Genomic DNA, 18946 nt, shown 5'->3' on the forward strand with positions numbered 1-18946 from the left:
AGAATGACCCGACTTCAAGTTCAGCAACCCTTGCGCAGCCACGAGCCGTCATCACAAAATCAATGCCAATACCCGCTAGGCCTTCATTTCTATCGCTTTAATGGTTTCGGCGTTTTTAATATTTGCAGGACTGATGATTTACCTTTGGGCTTAATCGGGCAGACGAGGATAAATTTGATACGCCTGTCCCTTTATTTATTTAATTTTGCTGTTTGCTGCGGCCGGGGGCGTTTTTTCCATCAGAGTTGCGTGGCTGCGTAAAAAATCCGGAGTATGACCGTGAACGAAAACAACCTCATTCCGACGGAAATCCGTTTGTCGAAAGACCGTGCATCGTTGACGCTGCGTTACGATGCTGATGAAAAACCACTTTCCGCAGAGTTTTTGCGTGTTTATTCGCCCAGTGCGGAAGTGCGCGGACACGGCGTAGGGCAGGAGGTTTTACAAACCGGAAAGGCAAGCGTTACCGTTGCTGATTTGGAGCCGGTCGGTAATTACGCCTTGAAAATCACTTTTTCAGACGGCCACAACAGCGGTTTATACGACTGGGCCTATCTGCACAAACTGGCGCACAATTACGACGCGCTGTGGGCGGACTACCTGCGCCGTATGGAGCTGACTGGTGCGTCCCGTATTCCTTCTCCTGACGATTTGAATGCCGAACCGAAATCCGGCCATACCTGCGGCAGCGGAGGTTGTGGCGGAAGACATTGACGAAAAGGTCGTCTGAAAATATGGAGATGCAATTTTTAGGTACCAAAGCAGGCTGCGCACGACGTTTTAAGATGGGACAGGCGAAAAATATATTTCCTGCGTCGAAAATGCTTGGCGATTTCGACGTATTCAATATCTGAATTCACATTATTTTAATTTTAAATTTATCAAAAGGCAGGCAACATGAGCGACCACAAAACCCATTTTGGTTTCAGTACCGTAGATGAGAACGAAAAGGCAGGCAAGGTAGCCGAAGTATTCCATTCGGTAGCGAAAAACTATGACATTATGAACGATGTGATGTCCGGCGGTCTGCACCGTGTTTGGAAGCATTTCACCATCAATACCGCACGCTTGAAAAAAGGCGACAAAGTATTGGATATTGCCGGCGGTACGGGCGATCTGTCTCGAGGCTGGGCCAAACGAGTGGGAAAAGAGGGCGAAGTCTGGCTGACTGACATCAATTCTTCGATGCTGACCGTCGGACGCGACCGACTGCTCAACGAAGGGCTGATTCTGCCCGTATCGCTGGCTGATGCTGAAAAATTACCGTTTCCCGACAACTATTTCAATCTTGTTTCCGTCGCCTTCGGTCTGCGCAACATGACACACAAAGATGCCGCGCTGAAAGAGATGTACCGTGTGTTGAAACCGGGTGGCACGCTGCTGGTATTGGAGTTTTCCAAAGTCTATAAACCGCTGGAAGGCGTGTACGACCTGTATTCCTTCAAGCTGCTGCCGGTTATGGGCAAACTGATTGCAAAAGATGCCGACAGCTATCAATATCTGGCTGAATCCATCCGTATGCATCCCGACCAAGAAACTTTGAAACAGATGATGCTGGACGCAGGGTTCGACAGCGTGGACTATCATAATATGAGCGCAGGGATTGTAGCATTGCATAAAGGCGTGAAATTTTAGGGAATAAAATTCTAAGATATCCATAAACAAAAAAAAGGCCATCTGATAATTAAGATGGTCTTTAAAATACTACTATCGAATAAATTTGACATAATATACATTATGCGAATTTATACATTATGCCTTACTTTGTAAATGTCCATCCTGCATGGTCATTACTCTTTCAAACCGCGTAGCAAGCTCATCATCATGAGTAACAACAATCAGACTTGTATTTAATTCTGTTTTCAGATCCATCATCATGTCCAAAATGTTTTGGGCATTTTTCCTATCTAAATTACCTGTCGGTTCATCAGCCAGAAGGCATTTGGGGCGTGTAACTAAGGCTCTTGCGATAGCAGCGCGCTGTCTTTCACCTCCTGACAGTTCGCTTGGACGATGTAATATCCTTTGTTTCAATCCAACTTTTTCGAGCATATCGGCAGCTTGTGTTTCTGCTTCCGCTTTGTTTTTTTTGCCGATTAAAAGCGGCATCATTACGTTTTCAAGTGCAGAAAATTCAGGCAGCAAATGATGGAACTGGTAAACAAAACCCAGATAATTATTGCGCAATTCTCCCAGTTGTCTCTGAGACATATCGCTTATGTCTTGATTCATCAGGGTAATTTTCCCCTCTGATGGTTTGTCCAAACCGCCTAAAATATGTAAAAGGGTTGATTTACCGCTACCTGACGAACCGATAATACTGATACCTTCTCCTTCTTTTACTTCAAGATTCAGGTTTCTCAATACTTGTACGTTTAATGAACCGTCCCGGTAACTTTTTCCGATATTTGTGCATTTCAATACTATATTGTTATTCATATCGTAAGGCCTCCGCCGGTTGTGTTTTGGCTGCACGCCAACTTGGATAAAGTGTGGCAAGGAATGCCAATCCTAAAGAAATACAGGAAATAACCGCCACATCCCGCATGTTTACGTCGCTGGGCAAATAGTCGATAAAATAGATTTGCGAGTTGATAAGGTGAACACCGAAAATTTTTTCAAAGAATGCAACGATTTTGCCGACATTCCAACCGAGTAATACGCCGCATACCACGCCGATAAGCGTTCCAAAAAAGCCTGCAAAAGCCCCTTGTACCATGAAAATTTTCATAACTCCTGATGGCGCAAGACCCAATGTGCGCAAAATGGCAATATCGGCTTGTTTCTCCGTTACCGCCATCACTAAGGACGATACCAAATTGAAGGCTGCAACGGCGATAATCAACGTCAGGATGATGAACATCATGCGTTTTTCCAACTCTACTGCTTCAAAGTAGCTGCGGTTATTGAACGTCCAGTCTCTAACCCAAATTGAATCTTTTTTGGAAGGCGGGATTAAATTTACAGTAAACGAGGGAGCATTTTGCGGATCAGCCAGTTTCAGGCGCAGCCCGCCGAAATTTTCACCCAATCTATACAATACTTGGGCATCTTGGATATGCGTCATCGCCAGGGAATTGTCTACTTCATATACGCCTGTTTTGACTAAGCCTACGACGTTGAACTGTTTCAGACGAGGTACGACGCCTGCGGGGGTAACATTGCCCTCAGGGGTGATAACGGTAACTTTTCCTCCGACTTCCGCGCCTAAAGCTTGAGCCAGGCCTTCTCCTAAAATAATATCGAAGTTACCGGGTTTCAGACTGTCGAAACTGCCCGCAGGCATATCTTTTCCATAATCTACAACATTCTTTTCTTCGGATGGTAAGATACCGCGGATTTGAACCCCTCTAACTTCCCCCGCATTGGCAAGCAAGGCTTGATCGGATATGTAAGGCGCGCTTGCCAGCACTTCTTTTTTATCTTTGACGATTTCACGAAGGTTTTGCCACCCTAACCCATTGCCATTATCGTAATAACCGATTTCAGCATGAGGGGCGACATTCAGTAACTGCCCTCTGATTTCCTTTTGAAAACCGTTCATTACAGACAGTACGGTAATCAGAGCGGTAACGCCTAATGCAATACCGATAATTGAAATCATGGTGATAAACGACATGAATCCATTGCGTTTTTTCGCCCTGAGATAGCGAAGTCCGATCCATGTTTCCAAAGAAACCATCCGAATGCTCCAATGTATGTTGAAAATCGAATATTGTACCGTAAAATACCGCCCTAGTCCGAGTCATTCCGATAAGCCGACATCCGTATGTAAATGCCGACGGTCAAATTGCCAAGTACCGTAAATTTCGCCCTGAAGCTTGCATAATCCGTCATATGGCCTTATTCTGAGCAAACGGTACACACTACCGATATTAAAAAAGGAAACAACCTCATGAAAATCAGTAAAATTTTGGTTTTGCCCATCATTGCTGCCGGCTTGGCTTTGAGTGCCAATTCATACGCAAAAGAAATCAAAATTAGTTCAAATAACACATCTTACTCTGATGCAGACGTCCAAAAACTGGCTGCGACTGCAGTCGGGATGGGTGTTAAAGAGCCTGTCAGCCTGAATGCGGGTAGCGGGATTGTTACCGTATCCGGCAACAGCGCGACAACCTGTACATTTAAAGTCGGCAGCGGTTCGTCTCCGCAAATTCAAGGCGTAAGCTGTAAATAATTTATCCGATTGATTTCGTTACATCATTTTTTCATAACAAAGGTCGTCTGAACATTTTCAGACGACCTTTGTCATTGTTAGCGTTGATTGCCCTACTCTTCCATCGAATCGGTTTTCAACATACGCCGTTCATATACTGCCTGTGCCAAAGTACCAGCATCGACGTATTCAAGCTCTCCTCCTAAAGGAATGCCTCGCGCAAGGCGGCTGACTTTATAGGGCAAAGGTTTGAATAGTTCTGCCAACACATAGGCCGTCGCATCACCTTCGGCGGTAAAGTTGGTTGCAATAATGATTTCTTCAACTTTGCTGTTTTGTAGGCGTGCAACCAGTTTGTCTAAAGAAATATGAGAAATATCCATACCTTGGGCAGGACTGACCTGTCCCATTAAAACGAAATAAAGTCCGTCATGGCAATTGGCGGTTTCCATATTGGAAACATCGGCAGGCATATGTACTATCATCAGCCTGCAGGGATCACGGTTGGCATCCGAACAAATCTCACATAAATCACTTTCGCAAAAATTGTTGCACATCCGGCAATGCTGAACCTGCAACAAAGCGTATTGTAAAGCCTCAACCAAATTTTGGGCTTCCTGCCGTTTATGCTGCAAAAGTTGATGTGCCATCCTTTGTGCAGACTTGGGACCGACATTGGGCAGAACTTTCAAAGCGTTAATCAGGCGTGTCAACGCATCGGGTGATTTACTCATTTTTTCAGACGACCTTTGAGGGATTTGTAAACGAAACGGTCGGGAATATCCGACCGTTTGCTTAAAATGTGCCGTTTTATTCGGCAGAATTATCCAGTTTTTGCGAACCTTGAACCTGCTCAATCTGCTTACTCAGATATTGCAGCAACCGGCTGAATATATTGGCAGATTGATTTTGTACCAAAGCCTGTTTGGCAGCGGGAATTTGTGCAGAAACATTTTCCGGTGCAGCAATGCTTTGAACTTCCATAATAACCGGCGAAGGCAACCCTTCCAACAAAGCAAAAGCCGGTTTGCCATTCGCAGGGCGGGCTTTGATCAATTCGTTGTAGGCTTCGGGCGGCATGGATTTTCGAGCGTCCTGTGCTGACAACTGCTCAACGGGCGACCATTGTAAATCTACGTTCTTTCCTGCTTTCAAGTCCGCCAAAGTTTCTTGCGCTTTCTTCTCGGCAAGTTTTACCGATTCGCTACGGATATAGGCAGTCTGAACTTTATCTCTCGCTTCGGTAAATCCGGCTGTTTTTTCTTCACGGACTTCTTTGGCGCGAATGACCCAAACAATATTGTTGTCAATATTGATAATGTCTGAATTGTGTTTTTTCTTCAAGACATCTTCGCTGAATGCCGCGCTAATCAACGCATCGGGCATACCTGCCGCTTTGGCATCGGCCTGCGTCAGCCATTGATCGGAAGTTTCGATTTTCAAACCTAGTTTTTTCGCCGCCTCATCTAAGGAATTCGGATGGTTAAAAGCTTCTTCAGCAAGCTTTTCTTTGGCGGCATTAAAATCGGCGGAGGCTTTTTTAAGTTTCAAAGCAGCCTCAATGCGTGCTTTTTCTTTATCGAACTCAGGCTTGGGGGCATTTTGTGGCAATGCGGCAACTTCTTCGTCGAATACTTTTTTGACCTCATCCGCACTGACGCTTTGTTTCTCCGCCAAATGAGCTGCATTAAGGGCAACGTATTCAAGCTTCACGGCTTGGGGAATCAGATAATCTTTTTTATGCGCTTCATAATAACGTTGCAAAGTGGCATCATCCGTTTTGACTTGTGCCGCAAATGTTTCCGGTCTGAATGTAAATGAACGGATGGTACGGTTTGACTGAGTCAGCTTAATCAGCTGCTCTGCCTGAGAATCGCTGATAATTGCCCCGTTTTGAACCAAGTTAATCAAATTTTGCAAGGCAAACTGCTCGCGCAAATCATCAATAAATTGGTCTTCGGATATATGGCGTTGGCTCAGATATTGCGTAAACAATGCTTGACTGAATTTACCGTTGGCATCATGAAATGCCGGATCATCGACAATAGCCTGTTTAACCTGATCCATAGACACATCTATGCCCATCATCTTTGCGCCCTCTTTCAGATAGGCACGCTGAACCAGCCCGCTAAATATGGCTTCGCGGCTTTGCCCGCCGCCTGCGGCCTGATCCGCCTGTACGGCATTATTCAAGGTATAGTCGCTTATTTTTTCGCTGCCGACCTTGACGATATAGTCGGAGCCGGAGTTTCTCGCAGTTTCAACACCAAAGCCGATAAAGGTCAACGCAATCAGACCCAGTAGGATTTGGGCGGGAGTTTTATATTTTTCAACGGTATGGAACATATTGGTTTGAGGGCGTAATGGTTAATGGCAAACGCGCATTGTAGCGTTTTTTCAAGGACTCCGCATCTTTCAGACGACGTTTTATTCCGAAAAAATCTTCTGATAGTTTTCGACAGAAAATCCGACGTAAACCCTACCCTCTTTACGCAAAACCGGACGCTTGATCAAACTTGGATTTTCCGCCATCAATCGAATCGCCCCGTCCGGATTATTTTCGGTAGCTTGACGGTCGGTATCGTCAAGTTTGCGCCATGTCGTACCACGTTTGTTGAGCAGGATTTCCAAAGGAACCTGTTCCAGCCATTGACGGATAACTGCCTCGCTTGGGGCGTTTTTCTTAAAATCGGAAAATTCGTACACAATATTATTTTCAGCCAACCAGTTGCGTGCCTTTTTAACAGTGTCACAATTTGTGATTCCGTATAATTCAATCATGCTGTTTCTTTCTTGCTGATGCTTGGTAAGCTCTCATTTTACTACATTCCCCAAGTGAAATAAGCTAGAATACCTATCCGCAATCCCTTAATCGGGAAACAGGTTACAGAAGGATTCCCTATGCAAAGCCGTTTACCTTTTTTCAGCGTCATCCGTGTCAGCGGAGAAGATCGCGCTTCATTTCTCCATGGCCAACTATCCAATGATATTAACCACTTACCTATAAATCATGCCTGCTACGCGACTTACAACACACCTAAGGGGCGTGTTTTGGCGAATATGGTTGTATTAAACCGAGGAGAAGATTTATTGCTGGTTATGGCGGCGGATTTGGCTGAATCTATCGTGAAACGGCTACGTATGTTCGTATTGCGCGCCAAAGTCGAATTTACCCCCCTACCCGATTTTGCCGTTGCAGGTATGCTCGATGAAAGCTGCCCTGCTACCCCGCCCGACTCACCCAGCCTTTCTTTCGAGGCATTACTGGAAAACGGTGTATATACCATTCCCCTGCCCCATAAAGGTCGTCTGAAAATCGGTGAGGCGTCGCTGCTGCCCGAATATGATGCCCAAGCCGAAAATGCGTGGAATCTGCACGAAATCCGCAGCGGCTATCCATGGATTTCTGCTGCGACCAAAGAAACCGCTGTTGCGCAAATGCTCAACCAACACATCATCGGCGGCGTACATTTCAAAAAAGGCTGTTACCCAGGTCAAGAAATTATTGCGCGCGCCCAGTATCGAGGCCAAGTAAAACGCGGGCTGGCGGTATTGAGCGGAGATTCATTGGAAGCAGCAGGTATAGGCGTGGTTTCCGAAGGTGCGGAAGCCGGACAAATCATCAACACTGCGCTAACTGAAAATGGCAGCTTAAGCCTTGCCGTCATCAAGTTTTCCGCAGCGCAATCTCCTCTTACTGATGCAGACGGTAACATATTGAAGCAGCAAAAACTTTTCTTTTTCGTTTCTGAAGAATAGCCCGTCCGCGATAACAAGGTCGTCTGAAATCTTTCGGAATAAGGTTTTAGACGACCTTTTATCTCCTCCTTACATCCCGTTTCGACGGCTGTTATATAATTCTCCCACACACACTCCCCTACTCTTTCCCCATGAAACTCAACCCCCAACAGCAAGCCGCCGTCAAATACCTCGGCGGGCCTCTGCTCGTGCTTGCCGGCGCCGGCAGCGGTAAAACCGGCGTGATTACGCAAAAAATCAAGCATTTGATTGTCAATGTCGGCTATCTGCCGCATACCGTCGCCGCGATTACCTTCACCAATAAAGCCGCCACGGAAATGCAGGAGCGCGTCGCCAGAATGCTGCCCAAATCGCAAACGCGCGGGCTGACGATTTGCACGTTCCACTCTTTGGGTATGAAGATTCTGCGCGAAGAGGCGAACCATATCGGTTACAAAAAAAACTTTTCCATCCTTGATTCCACCGACAGCGCAAAAATCATCGGCGAACTCTTGGGCGGCACGGGAAAAGAAGCCTTATTCAAAGCGCAGCATCAGATTTCCCTGTGGAAAAACGATTTAAAAACGCAGGAAGACGTGCTTCAGACGGCCTCAAACGCTTGGGAAGAACAAATCGCGCGCGTGTATGCGAGCTATCAGGAAACTATGCAAAGCTATCAGGCAGTGGACTTCGACGACTTAATCCGCCTGCCCGCCGTGCTGTTGCAGCAAAACAGCGAAGTGCGCAACAAATGGCAGCGGCGGCTGCGTTATCTGTTAGTTGACGAATGCCAAGACACCAACACCTGCCAATTTACGCTGATGAAGCTGCTGACCGGCGCGGAAGGCATGTTTACCGCTGTCGGCGACGACGACCAGTCCATCTACGCTTGGCGCGGCGCGAACATGGAAAACCTGCGCAAAATGCAGGAAGATTATCCACAAATGAAAATCATCAAGCTGGAGCAAAACTACCGTTCCACCGCGCGGATTCTCAAAATCGCCAACAAAGTCATTGAAAACAATCCCAAGCTGTTCACCAAAAAACTTTGGTCGCAGTTCGGCGAAGGCGAAATCGTCAAAGTCGTCGCCTGCCAAAACGAGCAACACGAAGCCGACTGGGTCGTCAGCCAAATCGTCAAGCAGAAGCTGGTCGGCGGCGACAAAACCCAATACGCCGATTTCGCCGTGTTATACCGTGGCAACCATCAGGCGCGGATTTTTGAAGAAGCATTGCGCAGCGCGCGCGTTCCTTACCAACTCTCCGGCGGGCAGAGTTTTTTCGACAAAGCCGAAATTAAAGACGTTTTGTCCTATTTGCGCCTGCTTGCCAACCCCAACGACGACCCCGCCTTCCTGCGCGCCGTTACCACACCCAAACGCGGCATCGGTGATGTAACGCTGGGCAAGCTCAACACCTACGCGCACGAACACGAATGCAGCCTGTATGAAGCTGCGCAAAACGAAGAAGCCCTTGCTTTGCTGAACAACACCAACCGCCAACACTTACAAGCCTTTATGGATATGTTCGGCAGCTACCGCGCCAAAGCCGAAACCAGCGAAGCAGGCGAACTCATCAACGGCCTGCTCAAAGAAATCGACTACGAAAACCACCTGCTTGCCAGTGAAGAGGGTAAAGCTGGCGAAATCAAATGGCGCAACGTGAGCGACCTGACCGGCTGGTTGGAGCGCAAAGGCGAACAAGACGGCAAAAACATCATCGAACTTGCCCAAACCGTCGCCCTAATGACGCTCTTGGAAGGCAAAAGCGAAGAAGAAGTCGATGCCGTCAAACTCTCGACCCTACACGCCTCCAAAGGCTTGGAATACCCCTACGTTTTCCTCGTCGGCTGCGAAGAGGGCATCCTGCCGCACAACGACAGCATCGAAGAAGAAAACGTCGAAGAAGAACGCCGCCTGATGTACGTCGGCATCACCCGCGCCAAACGCCAGCTTACGCTGACCCACTGCGTCAAACGCAAAAAACAAGGCACATGGCAGTTCCCCGAACCCAGCCGCTTCATAGACGAAATGCCGCAGGAAGACATCAAGATTTTAGGGCGCAAAGGCGGCGAACCGATTGTGAGCAAGGAAGAAGGCAGAAGTCATCTGGCGGGGATGCTGGATATGTTGGCGGCGAAAGGGAAAGGCTGAAACGAGAGATGGACCAGCAAAAGGTCGTCTGAAATAGGTTGCACATGGTACGCTTCTTTAATTTGTAGTGTTCCGGATTCCTCCTGTCAGCCTGAAAGGACAACAAATCTGTGTAAGCCTCAATAATTCAAAAGCAGCGTTGTCGAATGTAAAATACATGGCTATAATCCGCACTACAAGTTTTCCGACGGATAGCGAAAAGTCTGTCTTTCGGCTGCTCTTTTCAATTAAGGTTTTATTAAATAATGTCTTTGTTGGTTAAGGAAAAATACTAACCTTTCTTAACTGTATAGAAGATTGAAAATAATGAAATTTTTTAACCGAGTGCAGTCGGAAGACTTGCCCCACTAATCGGGGATAAAAATCAAACGGCCTTGATGGTTCATCCCATCAAGGCCGTTTTTACGTCATGTGTATTTTCAAGGTTTTTTCGATATTGAATTAAGCGCAAAACAAAACAGATTCGAGTGCGTCAAATCAAGCTGCTAGCGCATCAAATGCTCAACAAATGCCCAATAAGTCCAGATTTCCACCCTCTCCTTTTACGCTCCAAATCCATCATATCAAATCAATCCCGCTTACCGGATTGGAGGCATTTTCATATACGGTAATCAAACACTTTCCCACTTTCATCAAACACAATTTCCAAATAAGGTTTATCGACATAAAGAGGTCGTCTGAAAATCTGCCATTTCATTTTTCAGGCGACCTCTTGTTAGTACAACTCAAAAACCTCGTTATTGCCAACAAGGTTCTCAAGCTATCTTACCCGACGCGGTAAAACGCCAAGCTGCCCAAAAGGTTGGGGAAATGTTTGACCTGTTTGTTGCCCGTCATGACCGCGCGCTCGAGGACGCGGATTTTGTTTTTGGCACACAATAAATCAAAGTCTTTGAGCGTACACCAATGGATATTCGGCGTGTCGTACCAATGGTAGGGCATGCGTTCGGAAACCGGCATATGACCGCCGATGGCGATTTGGAAGCGGTTGCGCCAGTAGCCGAAATTCGGGAAGCTGACAATCGCCTGTTTCGCCACGCGCATGAGGCAGCGCAGGATTTTTTCGGTGTTTTGCATGGCTTGGATGGTTTGGCTCAAGACGATAACGTCAAAGGTCTGGTCGCCAAATTCAGCCAAACCCTGCTCCAAATCGGCTTGGATGACGTTCACGCCGCGCGACATGGCGGCGATGACGCTGTCGGTGTCGATTTCGATGCCGTAGCCACTGCATTTTTTGTGTTCCACCAAAGCTGCCAGCAATTCGCCGTCGCCGCAGCCCAAGTCCAAGACGCGGCTGCCTTCGGGAATCCAGTCGTAAATCAACTGCAAATCGTCGCGCAAATTCATGATCGGCAATCCTTATCCACATTGTTCATATAAGCCGCTACGGCGCGCATATAGGCTTCGTCTTCCATCAGAAAGGCATCATGGCCGTGGTTGGATTTGACTTCGATATACTGCACCGGCTTGTGCGCGGCAATCAGCGCTTTGACCAGCTCTTTGGAACGCGCGGGCGAGAAACGCCAGTCAGTGCTGAAGCTGGCGACAAAGAATTTCGCTTTCACATTTTGCAGGGCGCGGGTCAGGCTGTCGCCAAAATCCGCCGCCGGATCGAAATAGTCCAAAGCCTTGGTCATAAGCAGGTAAGTGTTGGCATCAAACCGTCCGACGAATTTGTCGCCCTGATAGCGCAGATAGGATTCCACTTCGAATTCAACGCCAAAGCCGTATTGATAGCCGTTTGAACGCAAATCGCGCCCGAATTTTTTACCCAAACCGTCTTCGGCAAGATAAGTAATGTGTCCCATCATGCGGGCAATCCGCAAGCCCCGTGCGGGAACGGTATTGTGGCTGCGGTAATGTCCTTCGTTGAAATCGGGATCGGTCAAAATCGCCTGACGCGCTACATCATTAAACGCGATATTTTGCGTCGAGAGTTTCGGCGCAGACGCAATCACTAAGGCATGGCGCACGCGCTCCGGATAGGAAATCGTCCACTGCAAAGCCTGCATGCCGCCCAAGCTGCCGCCGACAACCGCCGCCCATTGTTCGATGCCGAGATAGTCGGCAAGCGCGGCTTGGGATTTTACCCAGTCCTTCACCGTAACTACCGGAAAATCCGCGCCGTATTCCCTGCCCGTTTCAGGATTGATCGACAAAGGCCCGCTGCTGCCGTCGCAGCCGCCCAGATTGTTCAAACCGACCACGAAAAAACGTTCCGTATCAATCGGTTTGCCGGGTCCGACCATATTGTCCCACCAGCCTGTGTATTTATCCTCCGCCGAATGCCTGCCCGCAACATGATGGTTGCCCGACAGCGCATGGCAGATTAAAACCGCATTGTTTTTTTCGGCATTCAGCTCGCCGTAGGTTTCAATCATCAGATCGAAACGAGGCAAAGTTTTACCGTTTTCCAAAACCAGCGGCATCTCAAACGGAATTTTTTGGGGCGTTACAATGCCCACCGAGGCATTTTGACTCATATCCTGTTCCAACAAATGCGGCGAAAAGCGTTATTATATAGCAAACGGCATGACTTTTTGACACGGTCGGACAAGCAGCCTGATGCGCTGAAACATCCTTCCCCATGCCGCCGCAACCGAACCATACTTTTTCAGACGACCTCCTCACTTCCCGATATGATAGGCAGACTTTTCCGCATATTCTTCTTTTTCGCACTTGCCGCGCTGATTATCAACCGCCTCTTCAGCCGCAAGCAAAAACGCGCCCTGCGCGATGTCACCAAAATTAGCGCATGGGTGCTGCTCGGCGCAGCTACAGCAACGCTGTTTTGGTATCTGGTCATGCTGTATTTCAAACACATTCCGGATTCTTATTGACGGATGTTGATAGCCAGACAAAAGGTCGTCTGAAAACCCAAATTCAGGTTTCAGACGACCTTTTCACGCATATTGTAGTGGATTAACAAAAATCAGGACAAGGCGACAAAGCCGCAGACAGTACAGATAGTACGGAACCGATTCACTTGGTGCTTCAGCACCTTAGAGAATCGTTCTCTTTGAGCTAAGGCGAGGTAACGCCGTCCTGGTTTAAAGTTAATCCACTATAAAAACACGGGGGATTACGACATTACCAAAGCGGCTGTCTCAACTCAACGTTTAGAATCCGACTTCTCCTTAAACTCCGTTCCGACGAACATCCGTTTCGGATTGCCGCGTTCCACCTGATAAAGCTGGCTGTGTTGCGCGCGGGCGTAATTGCCGGTCTGCCCAGCATGATGTTCCGCCAGCTTTTGCGCCAGCAGGGTCAAAGCCAATTTTTTGTTGGCATGCTGGCTGCGTTCGCTCTCAACGCGCACGGAAATACCGCTTGCTTTATGAGTGGCGCGGACGGCACTTTCAGTTTTATTGACGTGCTGCCCGCCTTTGCCACCCGAACGGCAGGTTTGAAACTCAATCTCGCTTTCAGACGGCATTTCAGGCATGTCAGGCATACGGAAAACGCCGATATACCAGTTTTTGCGCGGATGTTTCGGACGGACGGGGCTCGCGCACACCCATTGGAGCGAACCTTGCCAACGCTGTGCCAAAGTTTCGGCATGATTGCCGTCCACTTTAAGCATCGCAGACATAATGCCGTGTTTATCAGCGGTTTCGGAGATGATTTCCACTTCGACACCTTCCGCCTGCGCCTCGGCAAGCAGCCCGCCCAATACGAAACGGGCAAAGATGCGGCATTCGGCAGGTCCTTGAGCGGTAGAAATTTGTAGATAAATCGTTTGTAAATTTTGCTTCATATTTATTCTCCGCATCCGCCGCTGGTTTTGTAAGTTAAAACGGGTTTGAACCGGGCGACCAATTCAATCAGACCTGCGTTTTTCATGGCTGAAATGACGCTGTCTATGCTTTTATAAGCCTGCGGAGCTTCTTCAAAAATCAAAGCCTTATCCTGACAAACGACCACGCTGCCGAAGGCGGTTTGGCGCAGGCTGTCGGCGGAATATTTGTGCGACAGGCGACCTTTGCATTCGCCGCGCTGCCACTTCCGTCCTGCGCCGTGTGCCAATGTGTTCAGCGAAATTTGGCAATCTTGGGTCGGCAGAACCAGATAGCTGTAATCGCCGCGCGAGCCGGGTATCATGACCAGACCTTTATCGGCAGGCGTTGCGCCTTTTCGGTGCAGCCAGCCGGTTTGCCCCGCGATTTCGGTTTTCTCAAGGAAATTGTGATGCACGTCGAGCAGGCATTCACCTTCCGTGCGCCAGCGGTCGAGCATTCTGGCGGCAATCAGACGGCGGTTTAGACCGGCGAACTCAAGGGCTGCCTGATGTTCGGCAAGATAGTCCGCCGTAGCCTCGCTGCCTTCCGCCAAACCTCGATGACCATAGGCTTCGATGTGGCGTCGCAAAATTTGCTGCCCCAGTCCGCGCGAACCGCTGTGTACCAACAGTTGCAAACGGTCTGAATCAAAGTCAACGGGAAGCAAGTCATCGCGGTAAAAGGTTTCGACGGTTTGCAATTCGGCAAAATGATTGCCGCCGCCGATAGTGCCGACTGCGAGGTCGTCTGAAAATGGAAAATCAGATGCGGCTTCTCCGAGTAAGGCTTCTTGTTCGTCTTGGCTCAAAGGCGTATCGATGTTGCCAAGCTGCTTGGCGAGTTTGGCGGGTTTAAGCTTGGCGGCGGATAAATTGGTTTGCCAAAACGCCATGCCGCAACCGATATCGTTGCCGATGAGCGCAGGGTAAAAATGGTGTTCGCTGAAAAATGCCGCACCGACGGGATAACCGCGCCCCGCGTGCAGATCAGGCATACCGGCTACGCGCAACATGTGCGGCAGCTTGGCGGTGGTTTCGAGTTGAGCGACGGCGTTGCCTTCAATCCAGGTTTCTGAATCAGCGATGATGTGAATATGATGGGGATGTTGATAATTGCCCATGTGTATGCTTTCTTTAAAACGGACAGATGGCAAAACGAGTCCAAACCGACGGCTTAAAAGATAAACGTGGTTTGAAAATATACCGACTGCCGTCTGAGGTCTTCAGACGACCTCTGTCCGATTGATGGGAAAGCAGCCCAAAGCGGGCGATAGGGAAAATGCGGGAACGCGTTGTCCGAAAATCAGACCGACGCTTGGGCTGCAAAGAATGTGATTGAGCGGATTGAAGTATTGCGTGTCATGGCTGCTCCTTTCTTTGCATGTGAAAATTGAAAACAGGCGGATTATAGGGGAAATGTTTGAAGCATTGCAATAAAACTGCGTTTTTTAGCATAACCGCTCTAGCAGCATAGGTACAAAACTTCGAATAGACAAAACGGTACATTTGAAACACGTTTTGATGCAATGCCTGAAAACTTACCCCAAAAGTTACCCCATAAATGGTAAAAACCCAAGCATACGCCAGCATAACCAAGGCAATAAAAAAGCCTTAAAACCGTTAATGCTCAAGGCTTTATGCGTATTACAGGATACTGCTGAAAATTGGGTATGGTGGAGGTGGGGGGAATTGAACCCACCTAGCCCGTAACCAGTAGTATGTGTATAGACAAACGCCCTTGATTTAGGGCGTTTTTTATCTGTTCATATATAGTCAATTAAAATCAAAATAGGACACTAGCGCATCGTCAAATCGGGCGTAATCAGACAAAACGGTTCTCAGATACCGCTTAATATTCGCCCACACCTTCTCAATCGGGTTGAGCTCAGGTGAATAAGGTGCAAGAGGCAATACCTTATGGCCCAATTTTTCCGCCATTTCCCGTAAGACACCCATACGGTGAAATCGTGCATTATCTAAAATAATCACCGATTTCTGAGTCAATACGGGCAGTAGGCATTGCTGAAACCACGCTTCAAAAAAGACTCCGGTCATCGTATTTTGATAAACCATCGGAGCAATCAGCCGGTTGCCAACTTATGCGGACACCAGAGATAAGCGTTGGTATCTTTTTCCACTTATCTGCGCTTTCACTATTTGCCCTTTCAGGCTGCGGGCATAGGGGCGGAACAGGTAGCGGTCAAATCCTGTTTCATCCAAATAAACACGTTGGTAGTCGGAAAATTCGGCCAGCTGTGTCAAATAATGCGTTACTTTGGCCGGGTCTTGTTCTTTGTAAGTGGTGGTCTTTTTTTGCGCGTCATCCCCATCTGTTTGAGCGCATAGTAAACGGCGGCTGGCGTACAATCAAAATGTTTGGCGATTTCATGCAGATAGGCATCCGGGTGTTGCCCAACATATTGAGCCAGTTTTTGCCTATCCAATTTGACGGCATTTAGACTGGTAACTTGATGTTTTAGGCTGCCTGTTTGTTTTTTAAGGCGAATCCACAGGTAAAGCGTGTTTCTTGACAGGTTAAACGTTGCTGCGGTTTGGCTGATGTTTTTGCATTGTTCGTAATAGTTTAAAGCTTTGTTTCTTAAGTCCGCAGAGTATGCCATGGTTAGACCTTCAAAGTTGAGTATTGTACTATTTTGTTTTTAATTGACTATACTACTGGCTGCGGTCATTTGTGCCACGATTTGTGCCAAACCCAACGAGGGTATTCCCAATCGATACTCAAATCGACCAATGCAAGAAAAAAACTCAAGAACTCGGAACCAGTGTGCTACAGATTTTCCGCGACAAACATATCAAAGATACCAAGCAGCGCAAACTACTACAACACGAACTAACTGAACTACTACACCGTTGGTATACCGTCTTTTTTGAGCTGACTGAATCCGGATAAGCCGACTCAGACAGCAACTTTCTACTTAAACGGCTGTCTGGCAATGGTGAACGGAAACAAACCTTGTTCATTGGAGCTCGATAAACTCGCTTTTGCACCAAGTATCGAAAATCTCTGCCACCGACATTAATAGCACCTTAATTAGCATAAGTAATTGTGTTACCTATATTTTATTAACATTAACAAATTCAATTCTTATTACCTTCTACGCAAATTTGTCTCTCTGAGACCTTTGAAAAATACTCCTCTTCCTCATTTCCCCCCAGCAGCCGAAACCCAAACACAGGTTTTCGGCTGTTTTCGCCCCTAATTGCGCCTAATTTTACCCAAATACCCCCTTAATTCTCCCCGGACGCCCCATAATAAGGCATCCGGGCCGCCTTTTAGGCGGCAACAGACACACTTAGCCTGTTGGCCGCTTTCAACAGGTTCAAACACATCGCCTTCAGATGGCTTTGCGCACTCACTTTAATCAGCCCGAAATAGGCTGCCCGGGCGTAGCGGAATTTACGGTGCAGCGTCCCAAAGCTTTGTTCGACCACATAACGGGTATTCGACAAATATCGGTTGCGTTTGGTTTGCACTTCCGTCAGCGGACGGTTGCGGTGGGCTTTGCGCATAATGCCGTCCAGCAACTGATGCTCTTTCAGATGTTGTCGGTTTTCCGCACTGTCGTAGCCTTTATCGGCATAGACGGTCGTACCTTCAATGCCCTCCAGCAAAGGCAACAGGTGGTTGCACTCATGGGTATTGGCAGGGGTGATGTGCAGTTTCTCGATATAGCCTTCCTCATCGGTACGGGTATGTTGTTTGTAACCGAGTTTGTAGAGGCCGTTTTTCTTTGTTCAACGGGCATCTTTATCTTTGCTCGGTGTGGTTTGGCCGCTGATTTGTCCTTCTTCATCGACTTCTATAGCCTGACGCTGTTTGCTGCCGGCGGTCTGAATAATGGTGGCGTCAATGACGGCGGCGGATGCCTTCTCTACTTTTAGGAGACCTTTGCAAAAATAGTCTATTAACGAAATTTGACGCATAAAAATGCGCCAAAAAATCTTCAATTGACTAAAACCTTCCTAATATTGAGCAAAAAGTAGGAAAAATCAGAAAGGTTTTGCATTTTGAAAATGAGATTGAGCATAAAATTTTAGTAACCTATGTTATTGCAAAGGTCTCTTTAGGTTTTTTTCGGTCAGTTGGCGGTTAATCAGTTCCAGCAATTCGGATAGGGTGTTGTCTTGCGCCAGCCAGTTACGGTAGCGGCATAAGGTGCTGTAATCGGGGATGCTCAACTCGTTAAAGCGGCAAAACAGGTTGAAATCGATGCGGGTGATGAGGCTGTGTTCGAGTTCGGGATCGGAGAGGCTGTGCCATTGTCCGAGCAGGACGGCTTTGAACATGGACAACAGGGGATAGGCGGGACGGCCGCGGTGGTTTCGGAGGTAACGGGTTCTTTGACGGTTCAAGTACTGTTCGATCGGTTGCCAATCAATCACTTGATCTAACTTCAATAGCGGGAAGCGGTCGATGTGTTTGGCAATCATGGCTTGAGACCTTTGCAATAACATAGGTTATTAAAATTTTATGCTCAACACCATTTTCAAAATGAGGAACCTCCCTGATTTCTTCCACTTTTTTCTCAATATCAGAAAGGTTTTAGTCAATTGAAAATTTTTTAGCACATTTTTATGCGTCAAATTTCGTTAACAGACTATTTTTGCAAAGGTCTCGGCTTGTGCGGTTTGCTGGAAGAAGGTGCTCATGAGAAATCCCCTAAATGTCTTGGTGGAAATTTAGGGGATTTTGGGGGGATTTTGCAAAGGTGTCTCCCTCTACCCAACCTCAAATTCTCTGCATTAGAATAGTATATTGATCAAAAGGAGAACACATGACTACCTACTTCGTCTCTCGTCATGCAGGCGCGATTGAATGGATAAAGCAACAACCACAATGGCAAATAGATGAATTTACCTCACACCTGGACGCAACAAGAATTCAAGCGGGCGATGTGGTTTTAGGAACGTTGCCCTTGGACTTGGCTGCAGAAGTGTGCCATCGCGGTGCCAAATTTTATTTTTTAATTTTGCCCCAGCAGTTTGCAGAACGAGGCAACGAGCATACTGTAGCAGCCATGTCTGCCGCAGGCGCAACCTTGCAACGGTTTGAAGTCAAAAAAATCACCGAATAATTTTTCAGGCTGTCTAAAAAAT

Annotated in this window: 16 protein-coding genes and 3 pseudogenes; 7 read left to right on the forward strand and 12 right to left on the reverse strand. The window is 47.5% G+C overall.

Annotated elements, in window-relative coordinates:
- The first annotated feature begins 273 nt into the window (after positions 1-273).
- Positions 274-714, forward strand: coding sequence for a gamma-butyrobetaine hydroxylase family protein (locus tag J7445_RS03560; RefSeq protein ID WP_070655511.1), 441 nt, complete (start codon positions 274-276; stop codon positions 712-714).
- 183 nt (positions 715-897) lie between these two features.
- Positions 898-1635: a bifunctional demethylmenaquinone methyltransferase/2-methoxy-6-polyprenyl-1,4-benzoquinol methylase UbiE gene (ubiE, locus tag J7445_RS03565; RefSeq protein WP_003743261.1), complete on the forward strand. Its 738-nt coding sequence runs from the start codon at positions 898-900 to the stop codon at positions 1633-1635.
- 117 nt (positions 1636-1752) lie between these two features.
- On the opposite strand, the gene lolD is transcribed toward ubiE, so the two are convergent.
- Positions 1753-2439 carry a lipoprotein-releasing ABC transporter ATP-binding protein LolD gene (gene lolD / locus J7445_RS03570; protein WP_209283145.1) on the reverse strand — a complete coding sequence of 229 codons (687 nt, stop codon included), beginning with the start codon at positions 2437-2439 and terminating at the stop codon, positions 1753-1755.
- Complete coding sequence (locus tag J7445_RS03575) at positions 2432-3682, reverse strand: lipoprotein-releasing ABC transporter permease subunit (RefSeq protein ID WP_060975213.1); 1251 nt, start codon at positions 3680-3682, stop codon at positions 2432-2434. The genes lolD and J7445_RS03575 overlap by 8 nt, the downstream gene beginning before the upstream one ends.
- A 213-nt stretch (positions 3683-3895) precedes the next feature.
- Between J7445_RS03575 and J7445_RS03580 the strand changes: the two genes are divergently transcribed.
- Positions 3896-4180: a hypothetical protein gene (locus tag J7445_RS03580; RefSeq protein ID WP_016687900.1), complete on the forward strand. Its 285-nt coding sequence runs from the start codon at positions 3896-3898 to the stop codon at positions 4178-4180.
- 92 nt (positions 4181-4272) lie between these two features.
- Here J7445_RS03580 and recR read toward each other — a convergent pair whose 3' ends face one another.
- The 3 genes from recR to J7445_RS03595 form a co-directional block, all read right to left on the reverse strand.
- Positions 4273-4893, reverse strand: a complete 621-nt coding sequence (gene recR / locus J7445_RS03585; protein WP_039409867.1) for a recombination mediator RecR — start codon at positions 4891-4893, stop codon at positions 4273-4275.
- Between the two features lie 76 nt (positions 4894-4969).
- The gene (locus J7445_RS03590; RefSeq protein ID WP_101809977.1) at positions 4970-6505 is read right to left on the reverse strand and encodes a SurA N-terminal domain-containing protein; all 1536 of its coding nucleotides are present in this window, start codon (positions 6503-6505) and stop codon (positions 4970-4972) included.
- 81 nt (positions 6506-6586) lie between these two features.
- Positions 6587-6940 carry an ArsC family reductase gene (locus J7445_RS03595; RefSeq protein WP_070655501.1) on the reverse strand — a complete coding sequence of 118 codons (354 nt, stop codon included), beginning with the start codon at positions 6938-6940 and terminating at the stop codon, positions 6587-6589.
- Between the two features lie 120 nt (positions 6941-7060).
- On the opposite strand from J7445_RS03595, the gene ygfZ reads away from it, so the two are divergent.
- Complete coding sequence (ygfZ, locus tag J7445_RS03600) at positions 7061-7918, forward strand: CAF17-like 4Fe-4S cluster assembly/insertion protein YgfZ (protein WP_209283146.1); 858 nt, start codon at positions 7061-7063, stop codon at positions 7916-7918.
- Between the two features lie 131 nt (positions 7919-8049).
- Entirely contained in the window at positions 8050-10050 is a 2001-nt protein-coding gene (gene rep / locus J7445_RS03605; RefSeq protein ID WP_209283147.1) for a DNA helicase Rep, read from the forward strand.
- Positions 10051-10815: 765 nt separating this feature from the next.
- On the opposite strand, the gene metW is transcribed toward rep, so the two are convergent.
- Positions 10816-11397, reverse strand: coding sequence for a methionine biosynthesis protein MetW (metW, locus tag J7445_RS03610; RefSeq protein ID WP_003743445.1), 582 nt, complete (start codon positions 11395-11397; stop codon positions 10816-10818).
- Positions 11394-12533, reverse strand: a complete 1140-nt coding sequence (gene metX, locus J7445_RS03615) for a homoserine O-succinyltransferase MetX (RefSeq protein ID WP_209283148.1) — start codon at positions 12531-12533, stop codon at positions 11394-11396. The genes metW and metX overlap by 4 nt, the downstream gene beginning before the upstream one ends.
- A gap of 156 nt (positions 12534-12689) precedes the next feature.
- Between metX and J7445_RS03620 the strand changes: the two genes are divergently transcribed.
- Entirely contained in the window at positions 12690-12890 is a 201-nt protein-coding gene (locus J7445_RS03620; protein WP_180949610.1) for a protein MIGRI, read from the forward strand.
- 272 nt (positions 12891-13162) lie between these two features.
- Here the strand turns inward: J7445_RS03620 and prfH are convergent, their stop codons facing one another.
- The 5 genes and pseudogenes from prfH to J7445_RS03645 all read right to left on the reverse strand — a co-directional run.
- Positions 13163-13807, reverse strand: coding sequence for a peptide chain release factor H (prfH, locus tag J7445_RS03625; protein ID WP_209283149.1), 645 nt, complete (start codon positions 13805-13807; stop codon positions 13163-13165).
- A gap of 2 nt (positions 13808-13809) precedes the next feature.
- The gene (locus J7445_RS03630) at positions 13810-14949 is read right to left on the reverse strand and encodes an RNA ligase RtcB family protein (protein ID WP_209283150.1); all 1140 of its coding nucleotides are present in this window, start codon (positions 14947-14949) and stop codon (positions 13810-13812) included.
- Between the two features lie 642 nt (positions 14950-15591).
- Positions 15592-16449, reverse strand: a pseudogene (locus tag J7445_RS03635) (IS630 family transposase).
- 673 nt (positions 16450-17122) lie between these two features.
- A pseudogene (locus tag J7445_RS03640) lies at positions 17123-17731 on the reverse strand (IS5 family transposase); the annotation flags it as partial.
- Positions 17732-17917: 186 nt separating this feature from the next.
- Positions 17918-18304: pseudogene (locus J7445_RS03645) on the reverse strand (transposase); the annotation flags it as partial.
- Positions 18305-18624: 320 nt separating this feature from the next.
- On the opposite strand from J7445_RS03645, the gene csx16 reads away from it, so the two are divergent.
- On the forward strand, positions 18625-18924 hold the full coding sequence (gene csx16 / locus J7445_RS03650) for a CRISPR-associated protein Csx16 (protein ID WP_209283151.1): 300 nt from the start codon (positions 18625-18627) through the stop codon (positions 18922-18924).
- The last annotated feature ends 22 nt before the right edge of the window (positions 18925-18946 follow it).

It is taken from the genome of Neisseria sicca (assembly GCF_017753665.1).
Taxonomy (GTDB): domain Bacteria; phylum Pseudomonadota; class Gammaproteobacteria; order Burkholderiales; family Neisseriaceae; genus Neisseria; species Neisseria flava.

Coding starts and splice junctions, on each gene's coding strand:
- J7445_RS03560 (WP_070655511.1), top strand. CDS start 274: ATGACCGTGAACGAAAACAACCTCATTCCGACGGAAATCCGTTTGTCG.
- J7445_RS03580 (WP_016687900.1), top strand. CDS start 3,896: ATGAAAATCAGTAAAATTTTGGTTTTGCCCATCATTGCTGCCGGCTTG.
- J7445_RS03630 (WP_209283150.1), bottom strand. CDS start 14,949: ATGGGCAATTATCAACATCCCCATCATATTCACATCATCGCTGATTCA.
- metX (WP_209283148.1), bottom strand. CDS start 12,533: ATGAGTCAAAATGCCTCGGTGGGCATTGTAACGCCCCAAAAAATTCCG.
- J7445_RS03595 (WP_070655501.1), bottom strand. CDS start 6,940: ATGATTGAATTATACGGAATCACAAATTGTGACACTGTTAAAAAGGCA.
- rep (WP_209283147.1), top strand. CDS start 8,050: ATGAAACTCAACCCCCAACAGCAAGCCGCCGTCAAATACCTCGGCGGG.
- ubiE (WP_003743261.1), top strand. CDS start 898: ATGAGCGACCACAAAACCCATTTTGGTTTCAGTACCGTAGATGAGAAC.
- J7445_RS03620 (WP_180949610.1), top strand. CDS start 12,690: ATGATAGGCAGACTTTTCCGCATATTCTTCTTTTTCGCACTTGCCGCG.
- csx16 (WP_209283151.1), top strand. CDS start 18,625: ATGACTACCTACTTCGTCTCTCGTCATGCAGGCGCGATTGAATGGATA.
- ygfZ (WP_209283146.1), top strand. CDS start 7,061: ATGCAAAGCCGTTTACCTTTTTTCAGCGTCATCCGTGTCAGCGGAGAA.
- J7445_RS03575 (WP_060975213.1), bottom strand. CDS start 3,682: ATGGTTTCTTTGGAAACATGGATCGGACTTCGCTATCTCAGGGCGAAA.
- lolD (WP_209283145.1), bottom strand. CDS start 2,439: ATGAATAACAATATAGTATTGAAATGCACAAATATCGGAAAAAGTTAC.
- prfH (WP_209283149.1), bottom strand. CDS start 13,807: ATGAAGCAAAATTTACAAACGATTTATCTACAAATTTCTACCGCTCAA.
- J7445_RS03590 (WP_101809977.1), bottom strand. CDS start 6,505: ATGTTCCATACCGTTGAAAAATATAAAACTCCCGCCCAAATCCTACTG.
- metW (WP_003743445.1), bottom strand. CDS start 11,397: ATGAATTTGCGCGACGATTTGCAGTTGATTTACGACTGGATTCCCGAA.
- recR (WP_039409867.1), bottom strand. CDS start 4,893: ATGAGTAAATCACCCGATGCGTTGACACGCCTGATTAACGCTTTGAAA.